General features: G+C 59.9%; 24 protein-coding genes. 2 read left to right on the top strand and 22 right to left on the bottom strand.

From position 1 onward, the window contains the following. The first annotated feature begins 400 nt into the window (after window positions 1-400). Complete coding sequence (locus KW848_RS07995; RefSeq protein WP_218536502.1) at window positions 401-1,975, top strand: flagellar hook-length control protein FliK; 1,575 nt, start codon at window positions 401-403, stop codon at window positions 1,973-1,975. Continuing rightward, window positions 1,972-2,301: an EscU/YscU/HrcU family type III secretion system export apparatus switch protein gene (locus KW848_RS07990; RefSeq protein WP_111451893.1), complete on the top strand. Its 330-nt coding sequence runs from the start codon at window positions 1,972-1,974 to the stop codon at window positions 2,299-2,301. The genes KW848_RS07995 and KW848_RS07990 overlap by 4 nt, the downstream gene beginning before the upstream one ends. A gap of 128 nt (window positions 2,302-2,429) precedes the next feature. Here the strand turns inward: KW848_RS07990 and KW848_RS07985 are convergent, their stop codons facing one another. From KW848_RS07985 to fliL, 22 genes are all read right to left on the bottom strand, one after another. Further along, window positions 2,430-2,822 (bottom strand): DUF2802 domain-containing protein, encoded by a 393-nt coding sequence (locus KW848_RS07985; RefSeq protein ID WP_074874590.1) that lies wholly within the window; start codon window positions 2,820-2,822, stop codon window positions 2,430-2,432. Next, entirely contained in the window at window positions 2,823-3,308 is a 486-nt protein-coding gene (locus tag KW848_RS07980) for a chemotaxis protein CheW (protein WP_008155806.1), read from the bottom strand. 88 nt (window positions 3,309-3,396) lie between these two features. After that, window positions 3,397-4,281, bottom strand: a complete 885-nt coding sequence (locus KW848_RS07975; protein ID WP_192406814.1) for a CheW domain-containing protein — start codon at window positions 4,279-4,281, stop codon at window positions 3,397-3,399. 120 nt (window positions 4,282-4,401) lie between these two features. Further along, window positions 4,402-5,190 carry a ParA family protein gene (locus tag KW848_RS07970; RefSeq protein ID WP_008155810.1) on the bottom strand — a complete coding sequence of 263 codons (789 nt, stop codon included), beginning with the start codon at window positions 5,188-5,190 and terminating at the stop codon, window positions 4,402-4,404. 43 nt (window positions 5,191-5,233) lie between these two features. Beyond that, window positions 5,234-6,124, bottom strand: a complete 891-nt coding sequence (gene motD / locus KW848_RS07965) for a flagellar motor protein MotD (RefSeq protein WP_218536501.1) — start codon at window positions 6,122-6,124, stop codon at window positions 5,234-5,236. Window positions 6,125-6,139: 15 nt separating this feature from the next. Further along, window positions 6,140-6,880 (bottom strand): flagellar motor protein, encoded by a 741-nt coding sequence (locus KW848_RS07960; RefSeq protein ID WP_111451890.1) that lies wholly within the window; start codon window positions 6,878-6,880, stop codon window positions 6,140-6,142. Continuing rightward, window positions 6,880-8,010, bottom strand: a complete 1,131-nt coding sequence (locus KW848_RS07955) for a chemotaxis response regulator protein-glutamate methylesterase (protein WP_218536500.1) — start codon at window positions 8,008-8,010, stop codon at window positions 6,880-6,882. Before KW848_RS07955 ends, KW848_RS07960 begins: the two co-directional genes overlap by 1 nt. 49 nt (window positions 8,011-8,059) lie before the next feature. Continuing rightward, a complete protein-coding gene (locus KW848_RS07950) occupies window positions 8,060-10,306 on the bottom strand; it encodes a chemotaxis protein CheA (RefSeq protein WP_218536499.1) in 2,247 nt (748 codons plus the stop codon). A 14-nt stretch (window positions 10,307-10,320) separates the two neighbouring features. After that, window positions 10,321-11,109, bottom strand: a complete 789-nt coding sequence (locus tag KW848_RS07945) for a protein phosphatase CheZ (RefSeq protein ID WP_111451887.1) — start codon at window positions 11,107-11,109, stop codon at window positions 10,321-10,323. 31 nt (window positions 11,110-11,140) lie between these two features. After that, entirely contained in the window at window positions 11,141-11,512 is a 372-nt protein-coding gene (locus KW848_RS07940; protein ID WP_003183998.1) for a chemotaxis response regulator CheY, read from the bottom strand. Window positions 11,513-11,679: 167 nt separating this feature from the next. Beyond that, entirely contained in the window at window positions 11,680-12,420 is a 741-nt protein-coding gene (gene fliA / locus KW848_RS07935; RefSeq protein ID WP_007894214.1) for an RNA polymerase sigma factor FliA, read from the bottom strand. Next, on the bottom strand, window positions 12,417-13,247 hold the full coding sequence (gene fleN, locus KW848_RS07930; protein ID WP_008001746.1) for a flagellar synthesis regulator FleN: 831 nt from the start codon (window positions 13,245-13,247) through the stop codon (window positions 12,417-12,419). Before fleN ends, fliA begins: the two co-directional genes overlap by 4 nt. 114 nt (window positions 13,248-13,361) lie before the next feature. Then, window positions 13,362-14,690 carry a flagellar biosynthesis protein FlhF gene (flhF, locus tag KW848_RS07925; protein WP_008155822.1) on the bottom strand — a complete coding sequence of 443 codons (1,329 nt, stop codon included), beginning with the start codon at window positions 14,688-14,690 and terminating at the stop codon, window positions 13,362-13,364. An 11-nt stretch (window positions 14,691-14,701) separates the two neighbouring features. After that, window positions 14,702-16,831, bottom strand: a complete 2,130-nt coding sequence (gene flhA / locus KW848_RS07920; protein ID WP_218536498.1) for a flagellar biosynthesis protein FlhA — start codon at window positions 16,829-16,831, stop codon at window positions 14,702-14,704. Between the two features lie 236 nt (window positions 16,832-17,067). Next, window positions 17,068-18,207 carry a flagellar biosynthesis protein FlhB gene (gene flhB / locus KW848_RS07915; protein WP_111451884.1) on the bottom strand — a complete coding sequence of 380 codons (1,140 nt, stop codon included), beginning with the start codon at window positions 18,205-18,207 and terminating at the stop codon, window positions 17,068-17,070. A gap of 2 nt (window positions 18,208-18,209) precedes the next feature. Next, on the bottom strand, window positions 18,210-18,992 hold the full coding sequence (fliR, locus tag KW848_RS07910) for a flagellar biosynthetic protein FliR (RefSeq protein WP_008151086.1): 783 nt from the start codon (window positions 18,990-18,992) through the stop codon (window positions 18,210-18,212). 3 nt (window positions 18,993-18,995) lie between these two features. Next, entirely contained in the window at window positions 18,996-19,265 is a 270-nt protein-coding gene (gene fliQ, locus KW848_RS07905) for a flagellar biosynthesis protein FliQ (protein WP_007948918.1), read from the bottom strand. Then, window positions 19,262-20,020 (bottom strand): flagellar type III secretion system pore protein FliP, encoded by a 759-nt coding sequence (gene fliP / locus KW848_RS07900; protein ID WP_008151084.1) that lies wholly within the window; start codon window positions 20,018-20,020, stop codon window positions 19,262-19,264. The genes fliQ and fliP overlap by 4 nt, the downstream gene beginning before the upstream one ends. Further along, the gene (fliO, locus tag KW848_RS07895) at window positions 20,020-20,466 is read right to left on the bottom strand and encodes a flagellar biosynthetic protein FliO (protein ID WP_218536497.1); all 447 of its coding nucleotides are present in this window, start codon (window positions 20,464-20,466) and stop codon (window positions 20,020-20,022) included. The genes fliP and fliO overlap by 1 nt, the downstream gene beginning before the upstream one ends. Next, window positions 20,467-20,925 (bottom strand): flagellar motor switch protein FliN, encoded by a 459-nt coding sequence (fliN, locus tag KW848_RS07890; protein ID WP_111451927.1) that lies wholly within the window; start codon window positions 20,923-20,925, stop codon window positions 20,467-20,469. 72 nt (window positions 20,926-20,997) lie between these two features. Further along, window positions 20,998-21,966 (bottom strand): flagellar motor switch protein FliM, encoded by a 969-nt coding sequence (gene fliM, locus KW848_RS07885; RefSeq protein ID WP_008151077.1) that lies wholly within the window; start codon window positions 21,964-21,966, stop codon window positions 20,998-21,000. A 9-nt stretch (window positions 21,967-21,975) separates the two neighbouring features. After that, window positions 21,976-22,476 carry a flagellar basal body-associated protein FliL gene (gene fliL, locus KW848_RS07880; protein WP_111451881.1) on the bottom strand — a complete coding sequence of 167 codons (501 nt, stop codon included), beginning with the start codon at window positions 22,474-22,476 and terminating at the stop codon, window positions 21,976-21,978. Window positions 22,477-22,509: the final 33 nt, after the last annotated feature.

The raw sequence follows: 22,509 nt of genomic DNA, 5'->3' as shown, positions 1-22,509 counted from the left end.
ATGCATTGGCGGCCCGTTCTAAGGAGCTGGATCAAGTATTTGAAATGTTTTCAGCGCCCCGAGTGCAACGGGGCGGCATTATACATGCCATGCCCCAACAGGGCGTGTTGACGTTAAATGATGGTCGCGCCGCTACCCCGGAAGGCGCAAGACTAGGCATGAGAAGCGAAGATTGGTATTCCAAGTATGTAACGAGTAACGACGTATTGCGCCTTCCGGGGTAGCGGCCCTTCGGGTTGGCGTTGTGAGCGAGCCATGCTGCGTTGCAAGACTTGGTAAGGAAACGACCCTTACCGGCGTCTTGCGCCTTGCCTGGCCCGCTCACAACGCCAACGCGATCCATCATTTAACGTCAACACGCCCTGTTCAAGAGGGCAATTTCCTCAGGTTGTGACCGCGTATGACAGGCGAAATGAACATCCTTCCGCTCCCGCAAACCACGCCCGCGACTTCGCGACCGCTGGTGGTGAGTGGCGACCTGCTGAAGTTACTGACGCCGATGGAGGGCCTGATCACTGCCGGCCAGACCGCCAAGGCCGAAGTGCTGTCGCTCAAGCAGGCGGATCAAACCTTTCAACTGTTGCTCAAGGTCACCCTCGACAGCGGCCGTCAGACCACGGTCCAGGCCACCAGCAGCCAACCGTTGCCTCAGGGCACCAGCCTGGCGATCACTCAGCCGTCGGCGAGTAATCTGGCCGTCACCGTACAACAGGCCATCGCCTCCAGCGTCGCCACTCTCACTCGTATCGACACGGAGCAACTGCCCGTCGGCACCCTGCTGCAAGGCAAAGTACTGACCTCTCAAGTGTTGCCGCAGGTGCCGGGCCAGCCGACGGTGTTTCGCTCGATGGTGAGCTTGCTCAACACCGCGTTGAGCGGCAGCACCCTGAACATCGACAGCCCCACACCGCTGCGCATCGGCACCTTGCTGAGCGCGCTGGTGCAGGACACCCAGACATTGAAGTTCGTGCCATTGAGCAGCCGCCAGGAGCAATTGGCGGTGACCCAGCAACTGGTTAACCAACAGAGCCGCCAAGGCTCGCTGGATGGCCTGCTCAAACTCCTGCAAAACCTGCCGGCCTCGGACCAGACGTCCAGTGATCTGCGTGCCGCCGTCGACAAGTTGCTCGCCGGCCTGCCCGATGCTCAACAACTCAGCACCCCAAAGGGGCTGGCCCAGGCACTGGCCAATAGCGGCCTGTTCCTTGAAGCCAAATTGCTCAGCGGTCAGAACCCGACGCTGGCCCCGGACATGAAAGGTGATCTGCTCAAGCTGATCGCACAATTGACGCCAGGCCTGCCGGCCAACACCAACCTCAACGCGATCATTGCCGCCAACACACTGGCCCAGGCCATGCCGAACTTCGTGCGCAGCGCCCTCGGCATGCTCGGTCAGGTCAGCGCCAAACCGCCGCCAACCCGCTTCCCGCTGCCCGAGCGCCTGCTCCAAAGCATGGACGGCGAAGGCGATCTCGAGCACTTGTTGCGTTTGGCAGCCGCGGCGGTTTCACGCCTGCAAAGTCATCAACTGTCGAGCCTGGAACAGACCGGCGTCACTGACGACGGTCGGTTGATGAGTACCTGGCAACTGGAAATCCCGATGCGCAATCTGCAGGACATCGTGCCGTTGCAGGTCAAGTTCCAGCGCGAAGAAACGCCCGAGAAGGATCAGCAAAACGAACGCCGCGACGAGCGCGAACCCAAACAACAATTGTGGCGAGTGGACCTGGCGTTCGACATGGAGCCCCTGGGCCCATTGCAGATTCAGGCACAACTGATCAAAGGCAGCCTATCCAGCCAGTTGTGGGCCGAACGCCCGTACACCGCCAGCCTGATCGAAAGTCATCTGGCCGAACTGCGCCAGCGTCTGCTGGCGTCCGGCCTGAATGTCGGCGATCTCGATTGCCACCTCGGCACACCGCCACAAGGCCCTCAAACCCGTCTCGAACAACGCTGGGTCGACGAAACCGCATGAAAAACCCCAACACCCCGCGCCAGGCCATCGCCCTCAAGTACGACGGCAGCCACGCCCCTACCCTCACGGCCAAAGGTGACGAAGCACTGGCCGAAGCCATTCTGAAGATTGCCCGCGAATGCGAAGTACCGATCTACGAAAACCCCGAGCTGGTGAAACTGCTGGCGCGGATGGAATTGGGGGAGAGTATTCCGGAAGAGTTGTATCGCACGATTGCCGAGATTATTGCGTTTGCTTGGAATCTGAAGGGTAAGTTCCCGGCGGGGCATGATCCGGATGCGCCGATGGTCGAGAAGGATGTGACTGATCGCGGGGACGATTACTGAGGTTTCGAGGACGCCATCGCGAGCAAGCTTTGCTCCTACGGAATGAGGCGTTCGTGGGATGTTTGAACGACTCTAACCCGTAGGAGCAAGGCTTGCCCGCGACGGCGATCTCGGCTGAATAGCAACAATCAGTTCTTGTGCAACTTACTCATCAACTCCGCCTCAGCCTGGGTCAAGCCACAGGACTGAGTCAGTTCATCGACGCTCGCGCCCATACCGACCAGTTTTGCCGCCTGGGCAAACGACAGGCTCGACGGATCGCGCTGTTCCAGCTGAGCCAGTTTGTCCGGCAACGGGCCAACCACCGCGCGCAGTTCGTGCAGGTCTTCACCCATGCGCACGTTGCCGCTTTGGTAGTCCTCGACGCGCCTGGCCAGGTCCTTGATGCGCTGATCGCGCAGCGCATCGCCCTGAGCCTGTTGCGCGGCGATCAGTCGTTGGCCTCGTATGTACGCCAGAAACATCGCCAGCGTGCCTGCCCAGAAGAGGAACAGGACAATGACCGCTACCTCAAGAATCAATCAGATGTTCTCCAGGTCCGACCATTCTTCTTCGCTCATCATCTTGTCCAGCTCGACCAGGATCAGCAGTTCGTTGTTCTTGTTGCACACGCCTTGAATGAACTTGGCGGATTCTTCGTTACCGACGTTCGGCGCGGTCTCGATTTCCGACTGACGCAGGTAAACCACTTCGGCCACGCTGTCGACCATGATCCCGACGACTTGCTTGTCGGCTTCGATGATGACGATACGGGTGTTATCGCTGATCTCGGCATTCATCAGGCCGAAGCGCTGACGGGTGTCGATCACGGTGACCACGTTACCGCGCAGGTTGATGATGCCCAGCACGTAGCTCGGGGCACCCGGGACCGGGGCGATCTCGGTGTAACGCAGGACTTCCTGAACGCGCATCACGTTGATGCCGTAGGTTTCGTTGTCCAGTTTGAAGGTTACCCATTGCAGGATCGGATCTTCAGAACCTTTTGCATTCGTCGCTTGATTACTCATACCCTGACCCCTCGAAAAACCGCTTCTGGCGGTGTGTGCTCTTCAGGCGGCATTCAACAATGCCGTCGCATACTTGTTATGTCGGCAGCTATGTCGGTTTGTGTAGCGGCTTGCTGCCGCTCATGTGCTTTGCCCCGCCGCTGGCGATCAACTCGGCCAGGGCGGAAACGTCCAGCAGCGCACACATGTGCTCAATCACCGTGCCGGCAAGCCATGGCCGCTGACCGCGATGACTTCTCCATTTGATTTCGTTCGGGTCCAGGCGCAACGAGCGGCTGACCTGATGCACCGCCAGCCCCCATTCGTAGCCCTGAACCGAAATAACGTATTGCAGGCCCTGACGGAAATCGTCGCGGTAACGGTCGGGCATGACCCAACGCGCGGTGTCCAATACTTTCAGATTGCCAGCCTGGCTCGGCAGGATCCCGAGGAACCATTCCGGCTGACCGAACAGCGGCGTCAGCTCGTGGCCGGCCAACGAATAAATCGAACCCAGACACACCAGCGGCACCGCCAGGGTCAACCCGGCAACATCGAACAACAGGCATTCGAACGGCTCGGCGGCCCAGGACGGGCGACCATCGGTTTCCACGGGTGGCGGCGTGTTGCTCGGCGGCCGATGGACTTCGACCACCGGCGGCACCAAGGCTTGCAGCAGCGGTGCGATGGTCGATACCGGCGCGAGAACCGGCGCGGGTGCTTCGATCAACGCCACTGGAGCCTTCACCACAGGCGCTGCTACTGGCGCGGCAACCACGGCGGGTTTCTGCGCATCGCGAGCCTGCTCTTCAAGCACCGCTGCCTGGAACTCGTCCAGCGCAGCTTCAACTTCGACCGCTTCAACAACCTCAACGATTTCAACCAACGCTTCGATTTCCGGCGGCAACTCTTCAGTCGCCTCCATCAGCAAGCTGTCCAGATAAGACTGCAGCGCCAGTTGCGGACGCGAGGTGATTTTTACCGGGCGGTTCATGCGCGCACCGTTGTTGTAGGAGCAAGGCTTGCCCGCGATGAACGATAACTCGGTGTAGCGATGAAAACCGCAGTGAAGCTTTCGCGGGCAAGCCTTGCTCCTACAGGTAATGAGTTCATCTCACGCCACCTGCGGGACAAGTTGTGCGGCCAGCAGATGCTTGAGCAGCGCGCGATACGCCAGCACCCCACGGCTCTTGCCGTCGAACTGCGAAGGCGTCACGCCGGCACGGCTGGCGTCGCGCAAGCGGGTATCGACCGGGATGTAGCCCTGCCAGATTTCTTCCGGGTATTTGTCGCGCAATACCCGCAGCGTGCTGAGGGACGCCTGTGTGCGGCGGTCGAACAGGGTCGGCACGATGCTGAACGGCAGCGCCTGTTTACGCGAACGGTTGATCATCGCCAGGGTATTGACCATGCGCTCCAGGCCTTTGACCGCCAGGTGTTCGGTCTGCACCGGAATCACCAATTGCTGGCTCGCCGCCAAGGCATTGACCATCAGCACGCCGAGCAACGGCGGGCTGTCGATCACGGCGTAATCGAAGTCTTGCCACAGTTGCGCCAGGCTCTTGGCAATCACCAGGCCCAAGCCACTCTGCCCCGGCGACTGGCGCTCGAGAGTCGCGAGCGCGGTGCTCGACGGCAGCAGGGAAATACTCTCGTGGCTGGTGGGCAACAGCAACTGACCGGGCAGGCCTTGCGGCACACTGCCCTTGTGCAGGAACAGGTCGTAGCTGCTGTGTTCCAGGCTGTCGGGGTCGTAACCGAAGTAGCTGGTCATGGAGCCGTGGGGGTCGAGATCGACCACAACCACGCGCTTGCCCGCCTCAGCCAGTAAACCGGCTAAAGCGATAGAGGAAGTGGTTTTACCAACACCACCCTTTTGATTGGCAACGGCCCAGACTCTCATTCGGATTGTTCCTCCCGGTCGAAATGGCGGACCGAGAAATAGCTCAACGTATTAATGCGGGTGACGGAGAATTGACGGCACTCTCTCGTCCCGGCGACTTGACCGGGGTCGGTGCAGTTTGTGTGCCAGCACGCTTCAACGCGGCATCCGGTTTCGCATTGGCCGTTCCGGTACCCGTGAGGCTGCGGCGTACATCGAGATTTCGCGACACCACCAGCACCACGCGACGGTTACGCGCCCGCCCCTCGGCCGTCGCGTTGTTGGCCACTGGCTGGAACTCGCCGTACCCCACCGACGCCAGGCGACCGGGGTTTACACCCTGCATCGCCAGCATGCGCACGATGCTCGCCGAACGGGCCGAGGACAGCTCCCAGTTGGTCGGGTATTGCGCGGTGCGGATCGGTTGATCGTCAGTGAAACCTTCGACGTGAATCGGGTTGTCGAACGGCTTCAGAATCGCAGCGACCTTGTCGATGATGTTGAACGCGATGTCGCTGGGCATGGCATCGCCACTGCCGAACAACAGGCTGGAATTGAGTTCGATCTCGACCCACAGCTCGTTGCCGCGAATGGTCATCTGGTTGGAGCTGATCAAGTCGCCGAACGCGGCGCTGATGTCGTCGGCGATGCTTTTGAGCGGATCGCTGGCACCCGCGATACCGGCGTCGACCTGCTCGGCGTCTTTAACCAGCGGCTTGGCCGGGGTCACGGTCTTCGGTCGCTCTTCACCGATCGGGATCGGCTTGAGGGCACGGTCGGAGTCGGTAAAGACCCCGATCAACGCTTCGGAAATAACCTTGTACTTGCCTTCGTTGATCGAAGAGATCGAGTACATCACCACGAAGAAAGCGAACAGCAACGTAATGAAGTCAGCGTACGAAACCAGCCAACGTTCATGGTTTACATGTTCTTCAGGTTGGCGACGACGTGCCATGGTCCATGTCTCCCATCAATCCATGAAGCCCTGAAGCTTCAACTCAATAGAGCGAGGGTTTTCACCTTCGGCGATCGACAGAATGCCTTCCAACAACATTTCGCGATAACGCGACTGCCGCAAAGCGATGGACTTGAGTTTGGCGGCAATCGGCAGCAGCACCAGGTTGGCACTGGCCACGCCGTAGATGGTCGCGACAAAGGCCACGGCAATGCCGCTACCCAGTTGCGAGGGATCCGCCAGGTTGCCCATCACGTGGATCAGGCCCATCACCGCACCGATGATGCCGATGGTCGGCGCGTAGCCGCCCATGCTTTCGAAGACTTTGGCGGCTTCGATGTCGCGGCTTTCCTGGGTGTAGAAATCCACTTCCAGAATGCTGCGAATCGCTTCCGGCTCGGCACCGTCCACCAACAGTTGCAGGCCTTTGCGCGAGTAGTTGTCAGGTTCGGCGTCGGCCACCCCTTCCAGACCCAGCAAGCCTTCCTTGCGCGCGGTCAGGCTCCAGTTGACGACGCGATCGACGCCGCCGGCGAGGTCGATGCGCGGAGGAAACAGGATCCAGGCCAGAATCTGCATGGCGCGCTTGAACGCGCTCATCGGCGCCTGCAACAGCGCCGCACCGATGGTCCCACCGAGAACGATCAACGCTGCCGGGCCGTTGGCCAGGGCACCGAGGTGACCGCCTTCAAGGTAGTTGCCGCCAATGATGGCGACAAACGCCATGATGATCCCGATAAGGCTTAAAACGTCCATCAGATACAAGCCTCGACCAAATGCTTGCCAATATCGTCCAGGCCGTACACCGCATCGGCGAGTTCGGCTTTGACGATGGCCATCGGCATGCCGTAGATCACGCAGCTGGCTTCATCCTGAGCCCAGATTGCGCTGCCGCCCTGCTTGAGCAGACGCGCGCCTTCGCGACCATCGGCGCCCATGCCGGTCAATACGACCGCCAGAACTTTGTCACCGTAAGACTTGGCCGCGGAACCGAAGGTGATGTCCACGCACGGCTTGTAGTTCAGACGTTCGTCGCCCGGCAGGATTTTCACCGCGCCACGGCCGTCGATCATCATTTGCTTGCCACCCGGCGCCAGCAACGCCAGGCCCGGACGCAGGATGTCGCCATCCTCGGCTTCCTTGACGCTGATGCGGCAGAGCTTGTCCAGACGCTCGGCGAAGGCCTTGGTAAAGGCAGCCGGCATGTGCTGGATCAGTACGATCGGTGCGGGGAAGTTGGCCGGCAATTGGGTCAGAACCCGTTGCAAGGCAACCGGGCCGCCAGTGGACGTACCGATGGCGACCAGTTTGTAGGCTTTGCGTTTAGGCGCGGGCGACGACGAGGCTGGCGCGTGGGCACGCGCCGGAATCGGGGCCGGTGCCGGACGCGCAGGCGCGCTGCTGCCGTAGCTGCTGACGCTCGAAGGTGCAGGCGTCGGCGCAGGTGCGGCGGCCGGTGCCGGAGCGCTGTAGGTGTTGGCGCGACGGTTACTGCGCGAGATGCTGAGAATCTTCTCGCACAGCAGTTGCTTGACCTTCTCCGGGTTGCGGGAGATGTCTTCGAAATTCTTCGGCAGGAAATCCACTGCGCCAGCGTCCAGCGCGTCGAGGGTTACCCGAGCGCCTTCGTGGGTCAGCGAGGAGAACATCAACACCGGGGTCGGGCAGCGCTGCATGATGTGCCGCACTGCCGTGATGCCATCCATCATCGGCATCTCGTAGTCCATGGTGATCACGTCTGGCTTGAGGGCCAGCGCCTGATCAATCGCCTCTTTTCCGTTGGTCGCCGTGCCGACGACCTGGATATTCGGATCCGCTGAAAGAATTTCCGAGACGCGGCGGCGGAAAAACCCCGAATCGTCCACCACCAGGACTTTAACTGCCATAAACACTCCGTTAGGGGGAGCGAGGCTCAGTCGCCCCGCCCCACCAGAATCAAATACGCCGTGCGGCGTAACGCTTGAGCATGCTCGGAACATCGAGAATCAGCGCAATGCGGCCATCACCGGTGATGGTGGCGCCTGACATGCCCGGGGTTCCCTGGAGCATTTTGCCCAATGGCTTGATGACCACTTCTTCCTGGCCCACCAGTTGATCGACAACGAAGCCGATCCGCTGAGTGCCCACCGAAAGGATCACCACATGGCCTTCGCGCTGCTCTTCGTGAGCGGCGGAGCTGACCAGCCAGCGTTTGAGGTAGAACAAGGGCAGCGCCTTGTCCCGCACGATCACCACTTCCTGGCCATCCACCACGTTGGTGGTCGACAGGTCGAGGTGGAAGATCTCGTTGACGTTCACCAGCGGGAACGCAAACGCCTGGTTGCCCAGCATGACCATCAGCGTCGGCATAATCGCCAGGGTCAACGGGACCTTGATGACGATCTTCGAGCCCTTGCCCTTGGTCGAATAGATATTGATGGTGCCGTTGAGCTGGGCGATTTTGGTTTTCACCACGTCCATGCCCACGCCGCGTCCGGAGACATCGGAAATTTCGGTCTTGGTCGAGAAGCCCGGCGCGAAGATCAGGTTGAAGCAATCGGATTCGCTGAGGCGATCCGCTGCATCCTTGTCCATCAAGCCTTTCTTCACGGCAATGCCGCGCAGAACGTCGGCGTCCATGCCCTTGCCGTCATCGGAGATCGACAGCAGGATGTGGTCGCCTTCCTGTTCAGCGGACAGGATCACCTTGCCGCTGCGAGGCTTGCCCATCGCTTCACGCTCGGCCGGTTCTTCAATACCGTGGTCGACCGAGTTGCGCACCAAGTGGACCAGCGGGTCGGCCAGGGCCTCGACGAGGTTCTTGTCGAGGTCGGTTTCTTCGCCGACCAGTTCCAGGTTGATCTCTTTCTTGAGCTGGCGAGCCAGGTCGCGAACCAGACGCGGGAAGCGCCCGAAGACCTTTTTGATCGGTTGCATCCGGGTCTTCATGACCGCGGTTTGCAGGTCGGCCGTGACCACGTCGAGGTTCGACACGGCCTTGGACATGGCTTCGTCGCCGCTGTTGAGGCCCAGACGGACCAAGCGGTTACGCACCAGTACCAACTCGCCGACCATGTTCATGATTTCGTCGAGACGCGCGGTATCGACCCGCACGGTGGTCTCGGCTTCGCTGGCCGGTTTTTCCGCTGGCGGCGCGGACGCGGCACGGGCCGGAGCCGGGGCAGCAGCGGCAGGCTTCGGCGCTTCGGCTTTAGGCTCGGGCGCTTTGGCAACGGGTTTCGGTGCAACAGCCTTGGCCGCTGGCGCCGCAACCGGAGCGCTGGCGCCCGACGCGGTACCGACTTCAGTGAACTTGCCTTTGCCGTGCAATTCGTCGAGCAGCGATTCGAACTCGTGATCGGAGATCAGATCGCCCCCAGCCGCTTTAGCGGTGGGCGCAGCCGGGGCCGGGACCGCAGCAATGGCCGATTCCAGCGCATCAACGGCAAAGTTGCCCTTGCCGTGCAGCTGATCGAGCAGTGCTTCGAACTCGTCGTCGGTGATATCGGAGCTGTCGCCTGCCGCTTTCGGGGCAGCCGGTGTGGCTGGCGCCGGGGCTACCGCATCGACGGCGAACTGGCCTTTACCGTGCAGTTGATCGAGCAACGACTCGAACTCGGCATCGGTGATTTCGTCGCTGGCCGCTGCATTGCTGCTCGGCGCTGGCACAGCGGCCGGGGCTTCTGCCTGAGCCTTGACGGCGTTCAGCGAGTCCAGCAGTTGTTCGAATTCGTTATCGGTGATGTCACCCGATTCGCTCTCGGCGGCAGGTTCTTCCACCACGTCGGCGACCGGTGCCGTTTCATCGGCGGTTTGCGGCTCGGCCAGTCGGGCCAGTGCCGCCAGCAATTCCGGCGTGGCAGCCGTGATCGGGCTGCGCTCGCGGACTTCGGTAAACATGCCGTTCACCGCATCCAGCGCTTCGAGAACCACGTCCATCAGTTCCGAGTCGACGCGACGTTCACCCTTGCGCAGGATGTCGAACACGTTCTCGGCGATGTGACAGCACTCCACCAGCTCGTTGAGCTGGAGGAAGCCGGCGCCTCCTTTTACAGTGTGAAAACCGCGAAAAATTGCATTGAGCAAGTCCGCATCATCAGGTCGGCTTTCAAGCTCGACCAGCTGTTCGGACAGTTGCTCTAGAATCTCGCCGGCCTCAACCAGGAAATCCTGAAGGATCTCTTCATCGGCGCCGAAGCTCATGTGTAGGGGTGCTCCTAGAATCCAAGGCTGGAAAGCAAATCGTCTACATCGTCCTGACCGGACACAACGTCTTCTCTTTTATCGGCATGAATCTGCGGACCTTCACCCTGAGAGAGATGTTTTTGCGGATCTTTTTCTGCCAGCATCGCTTCACGGTCATGTTCGATGCCCGCAAAGCGGTCCACCTGACTGGCCATAAGCACGAGCTTGAGCAGGTTGCTTTCAACTTCGGTGACCAATTGGGTCACACGCTTGATCACCTGACCGGTGAGGTCCTGGTAATCCTGAGCGAGCAGAATGTCGTTGAGGTTGCTCGACACAACGCGATTGTCTTCGCTGCTGCGTGTCAGGAAACCGTCGACTCGCCGAGCCAGCTCGCGGAACTCTTCAGCCCCGACTTCGCGACGCATGAACCGTCCCCAGTCGGTGCTCAAGGCCTGGGCTTCGTTGCTCAGGCCGTTGACCAGCGGCGTGGCGTTTTCCACCAGGTCCATGGTGCGGTTGGCAGCAGCCTCGGTCAGCTTGACCACATAACCCAGACGCTCGGTGGCGTCCGTGATCTGCGAGACTTCCTCGGCTTGCGGCATGTTCGGGTCAATCTGGAAATTGACGATCGCGCTATGCAGCTCGCGAGTGAGCTTGCCCACCTCTTGATACAGGCCACGGTCACGGGTCTGATTGAGCTCATGGATCAATTGCACAGCGTCGCCGAACCTGCCTTTTTCAAGGCTTTCGACCAGTTCGACCGCGTGTTTTTTCAGAGTCGATTCGAAATCGCCCTGTGAAGACTCGTAATGCTCCATAGCTCCCCCCGTGGCGCAGTGGCTTCGCACATCAACCGATGCGTTCGAAAATCTTCTCGATTTTTTCTTTTAACGCCTGGGCCGTGAAGGGCTTGACCACATAGCCGTTAACACCGGCCTGGGCTGCCTCGATGATCTGCTCGCGCTTGGCTTCAGCGGTCACCATCAGCACCGGCAGGTGCTTGAGCTTTTCATCGGCACGCACGTGGCGCAGCAGGTCGATACCGGTCATGCCAGGCATGTTCCAGTCTGTTACCAGAAAGTCGATGCTGCCGCTGTTGAGCACCGGAATGGCAGTAGTGCCATCGTCGGCCTCGACCGTGTTGGTGAACCCAAGGTCACGCAACAGGTTTTTAATGATCCGCCGCATCGTTGAGAAGTCATCAACGATGAGGATTTTCATGTTCTTGTCCAATTCGACCTCCAAGCAGTCTTAAACGCGCCCAGCACCTGGACGCGCCATTTCAATCAATCCGGCAAAGCACTCGATGACTGTCTGGAGCACAACAGATCGGGACCGGTACGGTTCAACACCCCACCAGTCGCGTTCGCAGTGTCCCCACACTGCCTTCAGCGCGCTCGCCACTCCCCCAAACGCCCCCGCAAACGGGCCGCGCACTGGCTGTGTAACTGGCTGACCCGAGATTCGCTGACCCCCAGGACCTCACCGATTTCCTTGAGGTTCAACTCTTCGTCGTAGTACAGCGCCAACACCAGTCGCTCACGCTCCGGCAAATTGGCAATCGCGTCCGCCAGCGCCGCCTGGAAGCGTTCATCTTCCAGATCGCGTGACGGCTCCAGATGTGCACTGGCGCCATCCTCGTGCAGCCCTTCGTGTTCGCCGTCCTGCAACAGATCGTCGAAACTGAATAACCGGCTGCCCAGGGTGTCGTTCAAAATCCCGTAATAATCGTCGAGACTCAATTGGAGTTCGGCCGCAACCTCGTGATCTTTAGCGTCACGGCCGGTTTTAGCTTCAATCGAGCGAATGGCGTCGCTGACCATCCGGGTATTGCGGTGGACCGAACGTGGCGCCCAGTCCCCTTTGCGTACTTCGTCGAGCATCGCGCCGCGGATTCGTATGCCCGCGTACGTCTCGAAACTCGCGCCTTTGCTGGCGTCGTATTTGGTTGACACTTCAAGCAGGCCGATCATCCCGGCCTGGATCAGATCTTCAACCTGGACACTGGCCGGCAGACGCGCCAGCAAGTGGTAGGCAATGCGTTTAACCAGTGGCGCGTAACGCTCGATCAGCTCGTACTGCGCGTCACGTGCCGACTTCTTGTAGAGGTTGTAGCCACTGGCTGTCATAGCACCGGTCCTGCGGTTTGTTGCACGAGGCGCTCGACGAAAAACTCCAGGTGCCCACGCGGGTTGGCAGGCAGCGGCCAGGTATCGACCTTCTGTGCAATGGCCTTGAACGCCAGTGAACACTTGGACCGCGGGAAGGCTTCGTAGACGGCGCGCTGCTTCTGCACAGCCTTGCGCACGCTTTCGTCGTAAGGCACAGCACCGACGTATTGTAAGGCGACGTCGAGGAAGCGATCCGTGACCTTGGTCAACTTGGCGAACAGGTTGCGACCTTCCTGCGGGCTCTGGGCCATGTTGGCCAGGACGCGGAAGCGGTTCATGCCGTAATCGCGGTTCAACAGTTTGATCAGTGCGTAGGCGTCAGTGATGGAAGTCGGCTCATCGCAAACCACCAGCAAGACTTCTTGCGCTGCGCGGACGAAGCTGACGACCGAGTCACCAATGCCCGCCGCGGTGTCGATCACCAGCACGTCGAGGTTGTCGCCGATATCGCTGAACGCCTGGATCAGGCCGGCGTGTTGGGCCGGGCTCAAATGAACCATGCTCTGTGTGCCGGACGCGGCCGGGACGATGCGGATGCCGCCAGGGCCTTGCAACAGTACGTCGCGCAGCTCGCAGCGGCCTTCGATCACGTCGGCCAAAGTACGTTTGGGTGTCAGTCCCAGCAGGACGTCGACGTTCGCCAGCCCCAGATCGGCGTCCAACAGCATGACGCGCCGACCGAGCTCAGCTAGAGCCAGGGACAAGTTCACTGACACGTTAGTCTTCCCGACGCCACCTTTGCCGCCGGTCACCGCGATCACCTGTACGGGATGCATGCTGCCCATGAATTTCTTTACCTTGTCTTACTTAGACGGAGGCCACATTACTGGCTGCGCGTTCACAAACGGAACAATGCATGGCAGACCATCGATGTAGGTACAAAAACTGTCATTAGTACCTCAGCCGACCTGCTTGGTCGGGCTGTGGTAAATATCAGCGAACATATCAGCCATGGCTTCTTCGCTGGGTTCTTCTTGCATTTGCACGCTTACGGCGCGACTGACCAACTGATGACGACGCGGGAGATGCAAATCATCCGGAATCCGCGGGCCATCGGTCAGGTAGGCCACCGGCAATTCATGACTGATGGCCAGGCTCAACACCTCGCCCAGACTTGCCGTTTCATCCAGTTTAGTCAGGATGCAGCCAGCCAGCCCACAACGCTTGTAACTGTGATAAGCGGCGGTTAGAACCTGTTTCTGGCTGGTGGTTGCCAAAACCAGATAATTTTTCGATTTGATGCCACGACCGGCCAGGCTTTCGAGCTGCATGCGCAGCGCCGGATCGCTGGCCTGCAGGCCGGCAGTATCGATCAGCACCACGCGTTTGCGCAGCAAGGGCTCCAGCGCCTGTACCAGTGACTGCCCCGGATCGACGTGAGTCACCGACACATTGAGGATCCGGCCCAACGTCTTGAGTTGTTCCTGAGCACCGATACGGTAGCTGTCCATACTGACCAGCGCGATATTTTGCGCGCCGTACTTGAGCACGTAACGGGCCGCGAGTTTGGCCAGGGTGGTGGTTTTGCCCATGCCGGCGGGGCCGACCATGGCAATCACGCCGCCCTCTTCCAGAGGCTCGACTTCCGGTGTGGCGATCATCCGCGCCAGGTGGGCCAGCAACATGCGCCAGGCCTGACGAGGTTCTTCAATATCGGTAATCAGTGCCAGCAAATCGCGCGACAACGGGCCGGACAGGCCGATGCGTTGCAGGCGGCGCCAAAGATTGGCCTGGGCCGGACGGCTGCCTTGCAGCTGATTCCAGGCCAGGGAGCCGAGTTGCACTTCCATCAGTTCGCGCAGGCTGTTGAGCTCGAAACGCATCGAGTCGAACGCCCGTGGGTCGACGCCGCCGGAGGCAGGTGCCGCAGCCGGTGCAGGACGACGGGGTTCGGTGTAGGTCGGTTCGATCAGCGGCTCGGCGGCGGTCAGTGGCAGGCCGGCGAACAATTGGCGATTGGTGGACTTATCGCTCTCGCCATCGCTGCGCAGGCTCAGTTCGGCCTGGGCGGTGACGATCCGCGATTGGGTCTTGCGCAGCTCGTCTTCGAGTTCCATGTTCGGAACGCGCGGAGCCAGCGCCGACAACTTGTAATCCAGGGCAGCCGTCAGCTCGACACCACCAGCGATCCGGCGGTTGCCAATGATGGCGGCATCAGCGCCCAGCTCATCACGAACCAGCTTCATGGCCTGACGCATATCGGCGGCGAAAAAACGCTTAACTTGCATAAACCACTACCTCAGCCGTTGGGCCCTACTGTCGCAACAATGGTCACTTGCTTGTTGTCAGGAATTTCCTGGTAAGCCAACACATGCAAACCCGGGACTGCCAATCGGCCGAATCGCGACAGCATCGCGCGAACCGGACCGGCTACCAGCAGAATCACCGGTTGACCTTGCATTTCCTGACGCTGCGCCGCATCGATCAACGAGCGTTGCAGTTTCTCAGCCATGCTTGGCTCCAGCAGAACGCCCTCTTCCGAGCCTTGTCCTGCCTTCTGAAGACTATTGAGCAATATTTGTTCCAACCTTGGCTCCAGGGTGATCACTGGCAGCTCGGAGTCAGTCCCCACAATGCTTTGGACGATTGCGCGGGATACACCGACGCGCACCGCGGCCACCAGCGCGGCAGTATCTTGACTCTTGCTGGCATTGTTGGCGATGGCCTCGGCAATGCTGCGAATGTCCCGTACTGGCACCTGTTCGGCCAACAACGCCTGCAATACTTTGAGCAGCTGGGACAGCGACACCACGCCCGGCACCAGCTCTTCGGCCAGTTTTGGCGAGCTTTTAGCCAGCAATTGCATGAGTTGCTGCACTTCTTCGTGACCGATCAACTCGCTCGAGTGCTTGTACAAAATCTGGTTCAAATGGGTTGCCACTACCGTACTGGCATCGACCACGGTGTAACCGAGGGATTGAGCCTGGGCACGCTGGCTGATTTCGATCCAGACCGCCTCCAGACCGAAAGCCGGATCTTTGGCGGTAATGCCGTTGAGCGTGCCGTAGACCTGGCCCGGGTTGATTGCCAGTTCGCGGTCCGGGTAAATCTCCGCTTCGGCCAGGATCACCCCCATCAGGGTCAGGCGGTAGGCGCTCGGCGCCAGGTCGAGGTTGTCACGGATATGCACCGTCGGCATCAGGAAGCCCAGATCCTGGGACAGCTTCTTGCGCACACCCTTGATCCGCGCCAGCAATTGACCACCCTGATTGCGGTCCACCAGCGGAATCAGCCGATAGCCGACTTCCAGGCCGATCATGTCGATCGGCGTCACGTCATCCCAGCCAAGCTCCTTGGTTTCCTGAGCGCGAGCCGGCGATGGCAGCAGCTCCTGCTGACGCTTGACCTCTTGCAAGGCCTGGACCTTGACCACGTTCTGCTTCTTCCAGAACAGGTACGCACCGCCCGCCGCCAGGGCTGCCATGCTGAGAAAGGAAAAGTGCGGCATGCCCGGCACGAGGCCCATCACCGCCATCAAACCCGCCGCCACGGCCAACGCTTTGGGCGAGGCGAACATCTGGCGATTGATCTGCTTGCCCATGTCTTCCGAACCGGAAGCACGGGTCACCATGATCGCGGCAGCTGTCGATAAAAGCAGTGATGGCAATTGCGCCACCAAACCGTCACCGATGGTCAACAAGGCGTACACCCGACCGGCATCGCCGAAGGACATGCCGTGCTGGAAGATACCGACCGCCATGCCGCCGATCAGGTTGATGAACAGAATCAGCAGGCCGGCAATGGCGTCACCGCGAACGAACTTGCTGGCACCGTCCATGGAACCGTAGAACTCGGCTTCCTGGGCCACTTCCATCCGCCGCAGTTTGGCCTGGTTCTGGTCGATCAGGCCGGCGTTCAAGTCGGCGTCGATGGCCATTTGTTTACCGGGCATCGCATCGAGGGTGAAACGCGCGCTCACCTCGGAAATCCGCCCGGCACCTTTGGTCACCACGACGAAGTTGATGATCATCAAAATTGCGAAGACGACGATACCGACCACGTAGTTACCGCCGATCACCACCTCGCCGAAGGCCTGGATCACCTTACCCGCGGCGGCATGACCGTCCTGACCGTGGAGCATCACCACTCGCGTGGAGGCCACGTTCAGCGCCAGTCGCAACAGGGTCGCCACCAGCAGGATGGTCGGGAACACCGCGAAATCCAGCGGCCGCAACGCGTAAACACAGACCAGCAACACGACAATCGACAAGGCAATGTTGAAGGTGAAGAACACGTCCAGCAGGAACGGCGGCACCGGCAACATCATCATCGCCAGCATGACCAGCAGCAACAACGGCACACCCAGATTGCCTCGACTTAAGTCGGCAACGTTTGTGCGAGCACTGTTGAGTAACTGAGAGCGATCCACCGGTTTTCCCCGTCCCTTAAAGCAAACTTTTTGACGCCTGAAGCAGGCGCAGAGCCGCTACTGCAAGAAGCCTTCCAACTTTCACAGGGGTTTGAAACAGAGGTTTTTTTCGGGGGATTTGTGGCGTCTGAACCGGCGCCTTCGCGAGCAAGCCCGCACACATTGGATTTGTGTATGCGGCAGATCAAATGTGGGAGCGGGCTTGCTCGCGAAGAGGCCGGCATTGCCAGCGCAAATCAGGAATCGCGCCGCAAATCCGGCGGAATCGGCAGGTCGTCCTTGAGCGGATCCGGACGTTTACCCTTGCCGGCGCGGTGCTGGCGGATCTGGTAGACGTAAGCGAGCACCTGGGCGACAGCAAGGTAGAGCCCGCCAGGGATTTCCTGATCAAGTTCAGTGGAGTAGTAGATCGAACGCGCCAGTGCCGGCGACTCAAGCAGCAGCACTTCGTTGGCCACCGCGATTTCCCGGATCTTCAAGGCCAGGAAGTCGCTGCCCTTGGCGATCAGCATCGGCGCCCCGCCCTTGTCCGGATCGTACTTGAGCGCTACGGCGTAGTGGGTCGGGTTGGTGATGACCACATCGGCGTCGGGGATCGCCGCCATCATCCGGCGCTGGGACATTTCGCGCTGCAGCTGGCGAATCCGCTGCTTGACCTCCGGGCGCCCTTCCTGATCCTTATGCTCGTCGCGCACTTCCTGCTTGGTCATCAGCAATTTTTTGTGGCTCTGGTAAAGCTGCACCGGGACATCCACCGCGGCAATCAGAATCAGCCCACAAGCCATCCACAACGTACTCCAGCCCACCAACTGAACGCTATGGATGATCGCCTGCTCCAGCGGTTCATGGGCAATGCGTAACAGATCGTCAATGTCCGAACGCAGGACGGACAATGCCACGAATAAAATCAGCAGGAATTTGGCCAGCGCCTTGAGCAGTTCGATCAGGGCACTGCTGGAGAACATCCGTTTGAGACCCGCCGCCGGGTTCATCCGGCTGAATTTTGGGGCAAGGCTACTACCGGCGAACAACCAGCCACCCAAGGAGACAGGCCCCAGGAATGCCGCCAGCAGCAGCGTCAGCAATATCGGCTGCACCGCCAGAATCGCGATCTTGCCGGAATGCAGCAGGTACTGCCCCATCGCCCCCGGAGTGAGCAACACTTCCCGCGGCAGCGAAAAGTTCAGACGCATGATTTCCAGCAGATCCTGGGCCAACCCGCCGCCGTAGATCAACAACCCACCAGCACCGGCCAGCATGGTTGCCAAGGTATTGAGCTCTTTGGATCGGGCAATCTCGCCCTTTTCCCTGGAGTCCTTTTTGCGCTTATCCGTGGGGTCTTCTGTTTTATCCTGACCACTCTCGCTCTCGGCCATGGCTAGCGCGCCTGTGCCATATCACGTAATAGCTGCAGGGCCTCGGTGGCCAAGGGCTGATACTGATTGAGAATGTCGCCGAGACCGACCCAGAAGATCACCAGACCCAGAACCAGGGTCAGCGGAAAACCGATGGAAAAGATGTTCAATTGCGGCGCCGCCCGCGTCATCACCCCGAAAGCGATGTTAACCACCAACAACGCCGTAATCGCGGGCAAAACCAGCAGCATCGCCGCACCTAGCACCCACCCCAGCTTGTTGGCCATTTCCCAGAAGTGGTTGATCAACATCGCGCTGCCGACCGGCAAGGTGGTGAAGCTTTCCGTCAACACCTCGAACACCACCAGATGCCCATTCATGCCGAGAAACAACAGGGTAACGAGCATCGTCAGGAACTGACCGATCACCGCTGCCGACACGCCGTTGGTAGGGTCGACCATAGACGCGAAGCCCATCCCCATCTGAATCGAAATGATCTGCCCGGCGACGACAAACGCTTGAAAAAACAACTGAAGGGAGAGCCCCATCAATGCGCCGATAATCACCTGTTCAGCGATCAGCAGGAGCGCGCTCAGGTCCAGCGCATGAACCTGTGGCATCGGTGGCAGGCCGGGCACGACGACCACTGTGATTGCCAGGGCGAAATACAAACGTACACGGGTCGGCACCAGGGTCGTGCCAAAGATCGGCATGGTCATCAGTACCGCGCCGATGCGAAACAGCGGCAGTATGAAGGAAGCTACCCACGTGCTGATCTGGGTATCGGTCAGCTGAAGCAGCGACATGGTTTAGCCGATGACCTGAGGAATACTGCCATACAACTGCAGGATGTATTCCATGAAGGTCTGCACCAGCCACGGACCGGCGACGATCAGCGTCACCAGCATTACCAGCAGGCGCGGCAGGAAGCTCAGGGTCTGTTCGTTGATCTGGGTCGCGGCCTGGAACATCGCCACCAACAGGCCCACGAGCAAACTCGGAATCACCAGCACGGCAACCATCATGGTGGTCAGCCACAGTGCTTCCCGGAAGATGTCTACCGCAACTTCTGGCGTCATGGCGATACACCGCCGAAGCTGCTCGCGAGCGTACCGATGATCAACGCCCAGCCATCCACCAGCACGAACAACATGATCTTGAACGGCAGGGAAATGATCAGTGGCGAGAGCATCATCATCCCCATCGCCATCAGGACACTGGCCACGACCAGGTCGATGATCAGGAACGGAATGAAGATCATGAAACCGATCTGGAACGCGGTTTTCAGCTCGGACGTGACGAACGCCGGCACCAGAATCGTCAGCGGCGCCTGATCGGGCGATGCGATATCAGTGCGTTTGGACAAGCGCATGAACAACTCCAGATCGCTGCTGCGAGTCTGGGCGAGCATGAAATCCTTGATCGGCACCTGCGCCTTGGCCACGGCGTCTTGAGCGGTGAGTTTCTCCGCCAGATACGGCTGCAAGGCATCCTGGTTAACACGGTCGAATACCGGCGCCATGATGAACATTGTCAGAAACAGCGCCATACCCGTGAGTATCTGGTTAGACGGTGTCTGCTGCAGGCCCAGGGCCTGACGCAGGATCGAGAAGACGATGATGATCCGGGTGAAACTGGTCATCAGCATGACGAACGCCGGGATAAAACTCAGCGCGGTCATGATCAGCAGGATTTGCAGGCTGACCGAGTACTCCTGAGCGCCGTTGGCGTTGGTGCCCAGGGTGATTGCCGGGATCGATAACGGATCGGCGGAGAACGCCAGCGGCGCGGCCAGCATCAGGGCCAGCGTCAAGACGATGCGTAACGCACCCATTACTTCTTATCCTTCTGATCCTTGCCCAACAGCTCCATCAGGCGCTGGGCAAACTCGGGGGTCGCTTTTTCAGTACCGCTCGGCACTTGCACCGGCTCCTTGAGCACATGCAACGCGGTGATGGTGCCGGGGCTCAGGCCGAGCAGGATCTGCTCGTTGCCGACTTGCACCAGCATCAACCGGTCGCGAGGGCCCAGCGCGCGGGAGCCGATCAGTTCGATGACCTGCCCCTTGCCGGCTGGCCCGGCCTGCTGGACTCGACGCAGCAACCAGGCGAGGAAAAAGATCAACCCCAGCACCAGCAGCAAACCGAGCACCAACTGCGTCAATTGCCCGGCCACGCCGCTGCTGACTGCGGGGGGAGCGGCCGCAGTAGCGGTCGCTACCGGCTCGGCAGCCAGAACGCTGAACGGCAACGCCAGCACAAACCCCAGAACCTTTTTCACTCAGCGCAACTTCTTGATGCGTTCGCTTGGGCTGATCACGTCAGTCAGGCGGATGCCGAACTTCTCGTTGACCACCACTACTTCACCGTGAGCGATGAGCGTGCCGTTGACCAGCACGTCCAGCGGTTCACCAGCCAGACGATCGAGCTCGATCACCGAACCCTGGTTAAGCTGCAGCAGGTTGCGGATGTTGATGTCAGTGCTGCCGACTTCCATGGAAATCGACACCGGGATATCGAGAATCACGTCCAGGTTCGGACCGTCGAGGGTGACCGGTTCGTGGTTTTTCGGCACGCTGCCGAACTCTTCCATCGGCAGACGGTTGGACGGTGAACTGGCGGCGTCGGCGGCCAGCAAGGCGTCGATATCGTCCTGCCCGGCGTCACCGGTTTCTTCCAGGGCCGCAGCCCACTCATCGGCCAGCGCCTGGTCGTCCTGGGTGTTCATATCGTTAGCCATCAATTTGTCCTCGGCGGGCATCCCTTCAATCAGGAGCCGTCAGTTAAAAGCACAGGGGGTTTGGAGCGCCGGTCAGCGGCGCTCGATCGGCTCGATCACTTGCAACGCGAGGTTGCCTTTGTGCGACCCCATCTTGACCTTGAACGCAGGCACGCCGTTGGCGCGCATGATCATTTCGTCCGGCATCTCGACCGGGATAATGTCCCCCGGCTGCATGTGCAGAATGTCCCGCAGGCGCAACTGGCGACGGGCAACCGTGGCACCGATCGGTACGTCAACGTCCAGCACGTCCTGGCGCAAGGCGTTGACCCAGCGTTCGTCCTGATCGTCGAGGTCCGACTGGAAGCCGGCGTCGAGCATTTCGCGTACAGGTTCGATCATCGAGTAGGGCATGGTCACGTGCAGGTCGCCGCCACCGCCATCGAGTTCGATGTGGAACGTCGACACCACAATCGCTTCGCTCGGGCCGACGATGTTGGCCATGGCCGGGTTCACTTCCGAGTTGATGTACTCGAAGTTCACTTCCATGATCGCCTGCCAGGCTTCTTTCAAATCGACGAAGGCCTGTTCCAGCACCATGCGCACTACACGCAATTCGGTGGGGGTGAATTCACGCCCTTCGATCTTCGCGTGACGGCCGTCGCCACCGAAGAAGTTGTCCACCAGTTTGAACACCAGTTTGGCGTCGAGGATGAACAACGCGGTGCCGCGCAACGGTTTGATCTTGACCAGGTTGAGGCTGGTCGGCACGTACAGCGAGTGCACGTATTCGCCGAACTTCATTACCTGCACGCCACCGACGGCAACGTCCGCCGAGCGGCGCAGCATGTTGAACATGCTGATGCGGGTATAACGGGCGAAACGTTCGTTGATCATTTCCAGGGTCGGCATGCGTCCACGGACGATGCGATCCTGACTGGTCAGGTCGTAGCTTTTGACACTGCCGGGTTCAGCAGCGGTATCGGTCTGTACCAGACCATCGTCGACACCATGCAACAGCGCATCGATCTCATCCTGGGACAGCAGGTCCTGCACGGCCATGTCGTGTTCCTACTGCAGTACGAAATTAGTGAAAAGCAACTGTTCGATGACCACTTTGCCGAGTTCTTTCTGCGCCACTTCCTGGACGCTGGCCGTGGCTTTCTGACGCAACATTTCCTGCCCGACCGGCGATGCCAGGGTGGCGAAGTCCTGCCCGGAGAACAGCATGACCAGGTTGTTGCGGATGACAGGCATGTGGACTTTGAGCGCGTCCAGATCGGCCTGATTGCGTCCCTGCATGGTGATGCTCACCTGCATGTAGCGCTGACGGCCGTTCTGGTTGTAGTTGGCCACGAAGGCTGGCGCCATGGGCTCGAAAATCGCTGGCTGCTTGCCGACCGGGGCGGTTTCAGCCGCGGCGGCAGGCTTGCTCTGGGCGCTGTGCATGAAGAACCAGGTTGCTCCCACGGACAAACCGATCGCCAGCAGCAGGGCCACCACGATCACAATGATCAGCTTGAGTTTGCCTTTGGTTGCGGGGTCTTTTACTGCTGCTTCGCTCTTCGCCATGCCAATAATCCGTCACTATTCGGGTTTTCACAG

The sequence above is a fragment of the Pseudomonas sp. PDM25 genome (assembly GCF_019219045.1).
In the GTDB taxonomy this organism is placed as follows: domain Bacteria; phylum Pseudomonadota; class Gammaproteobacteria; order Pseudomonadales; family Pseudomonadaceae; genus Aquipseudomonas.
Note: the sequence above shows the minus strand (reverse complement) of the source record. Positions and strands in the feature narration are given on the sequence as shown.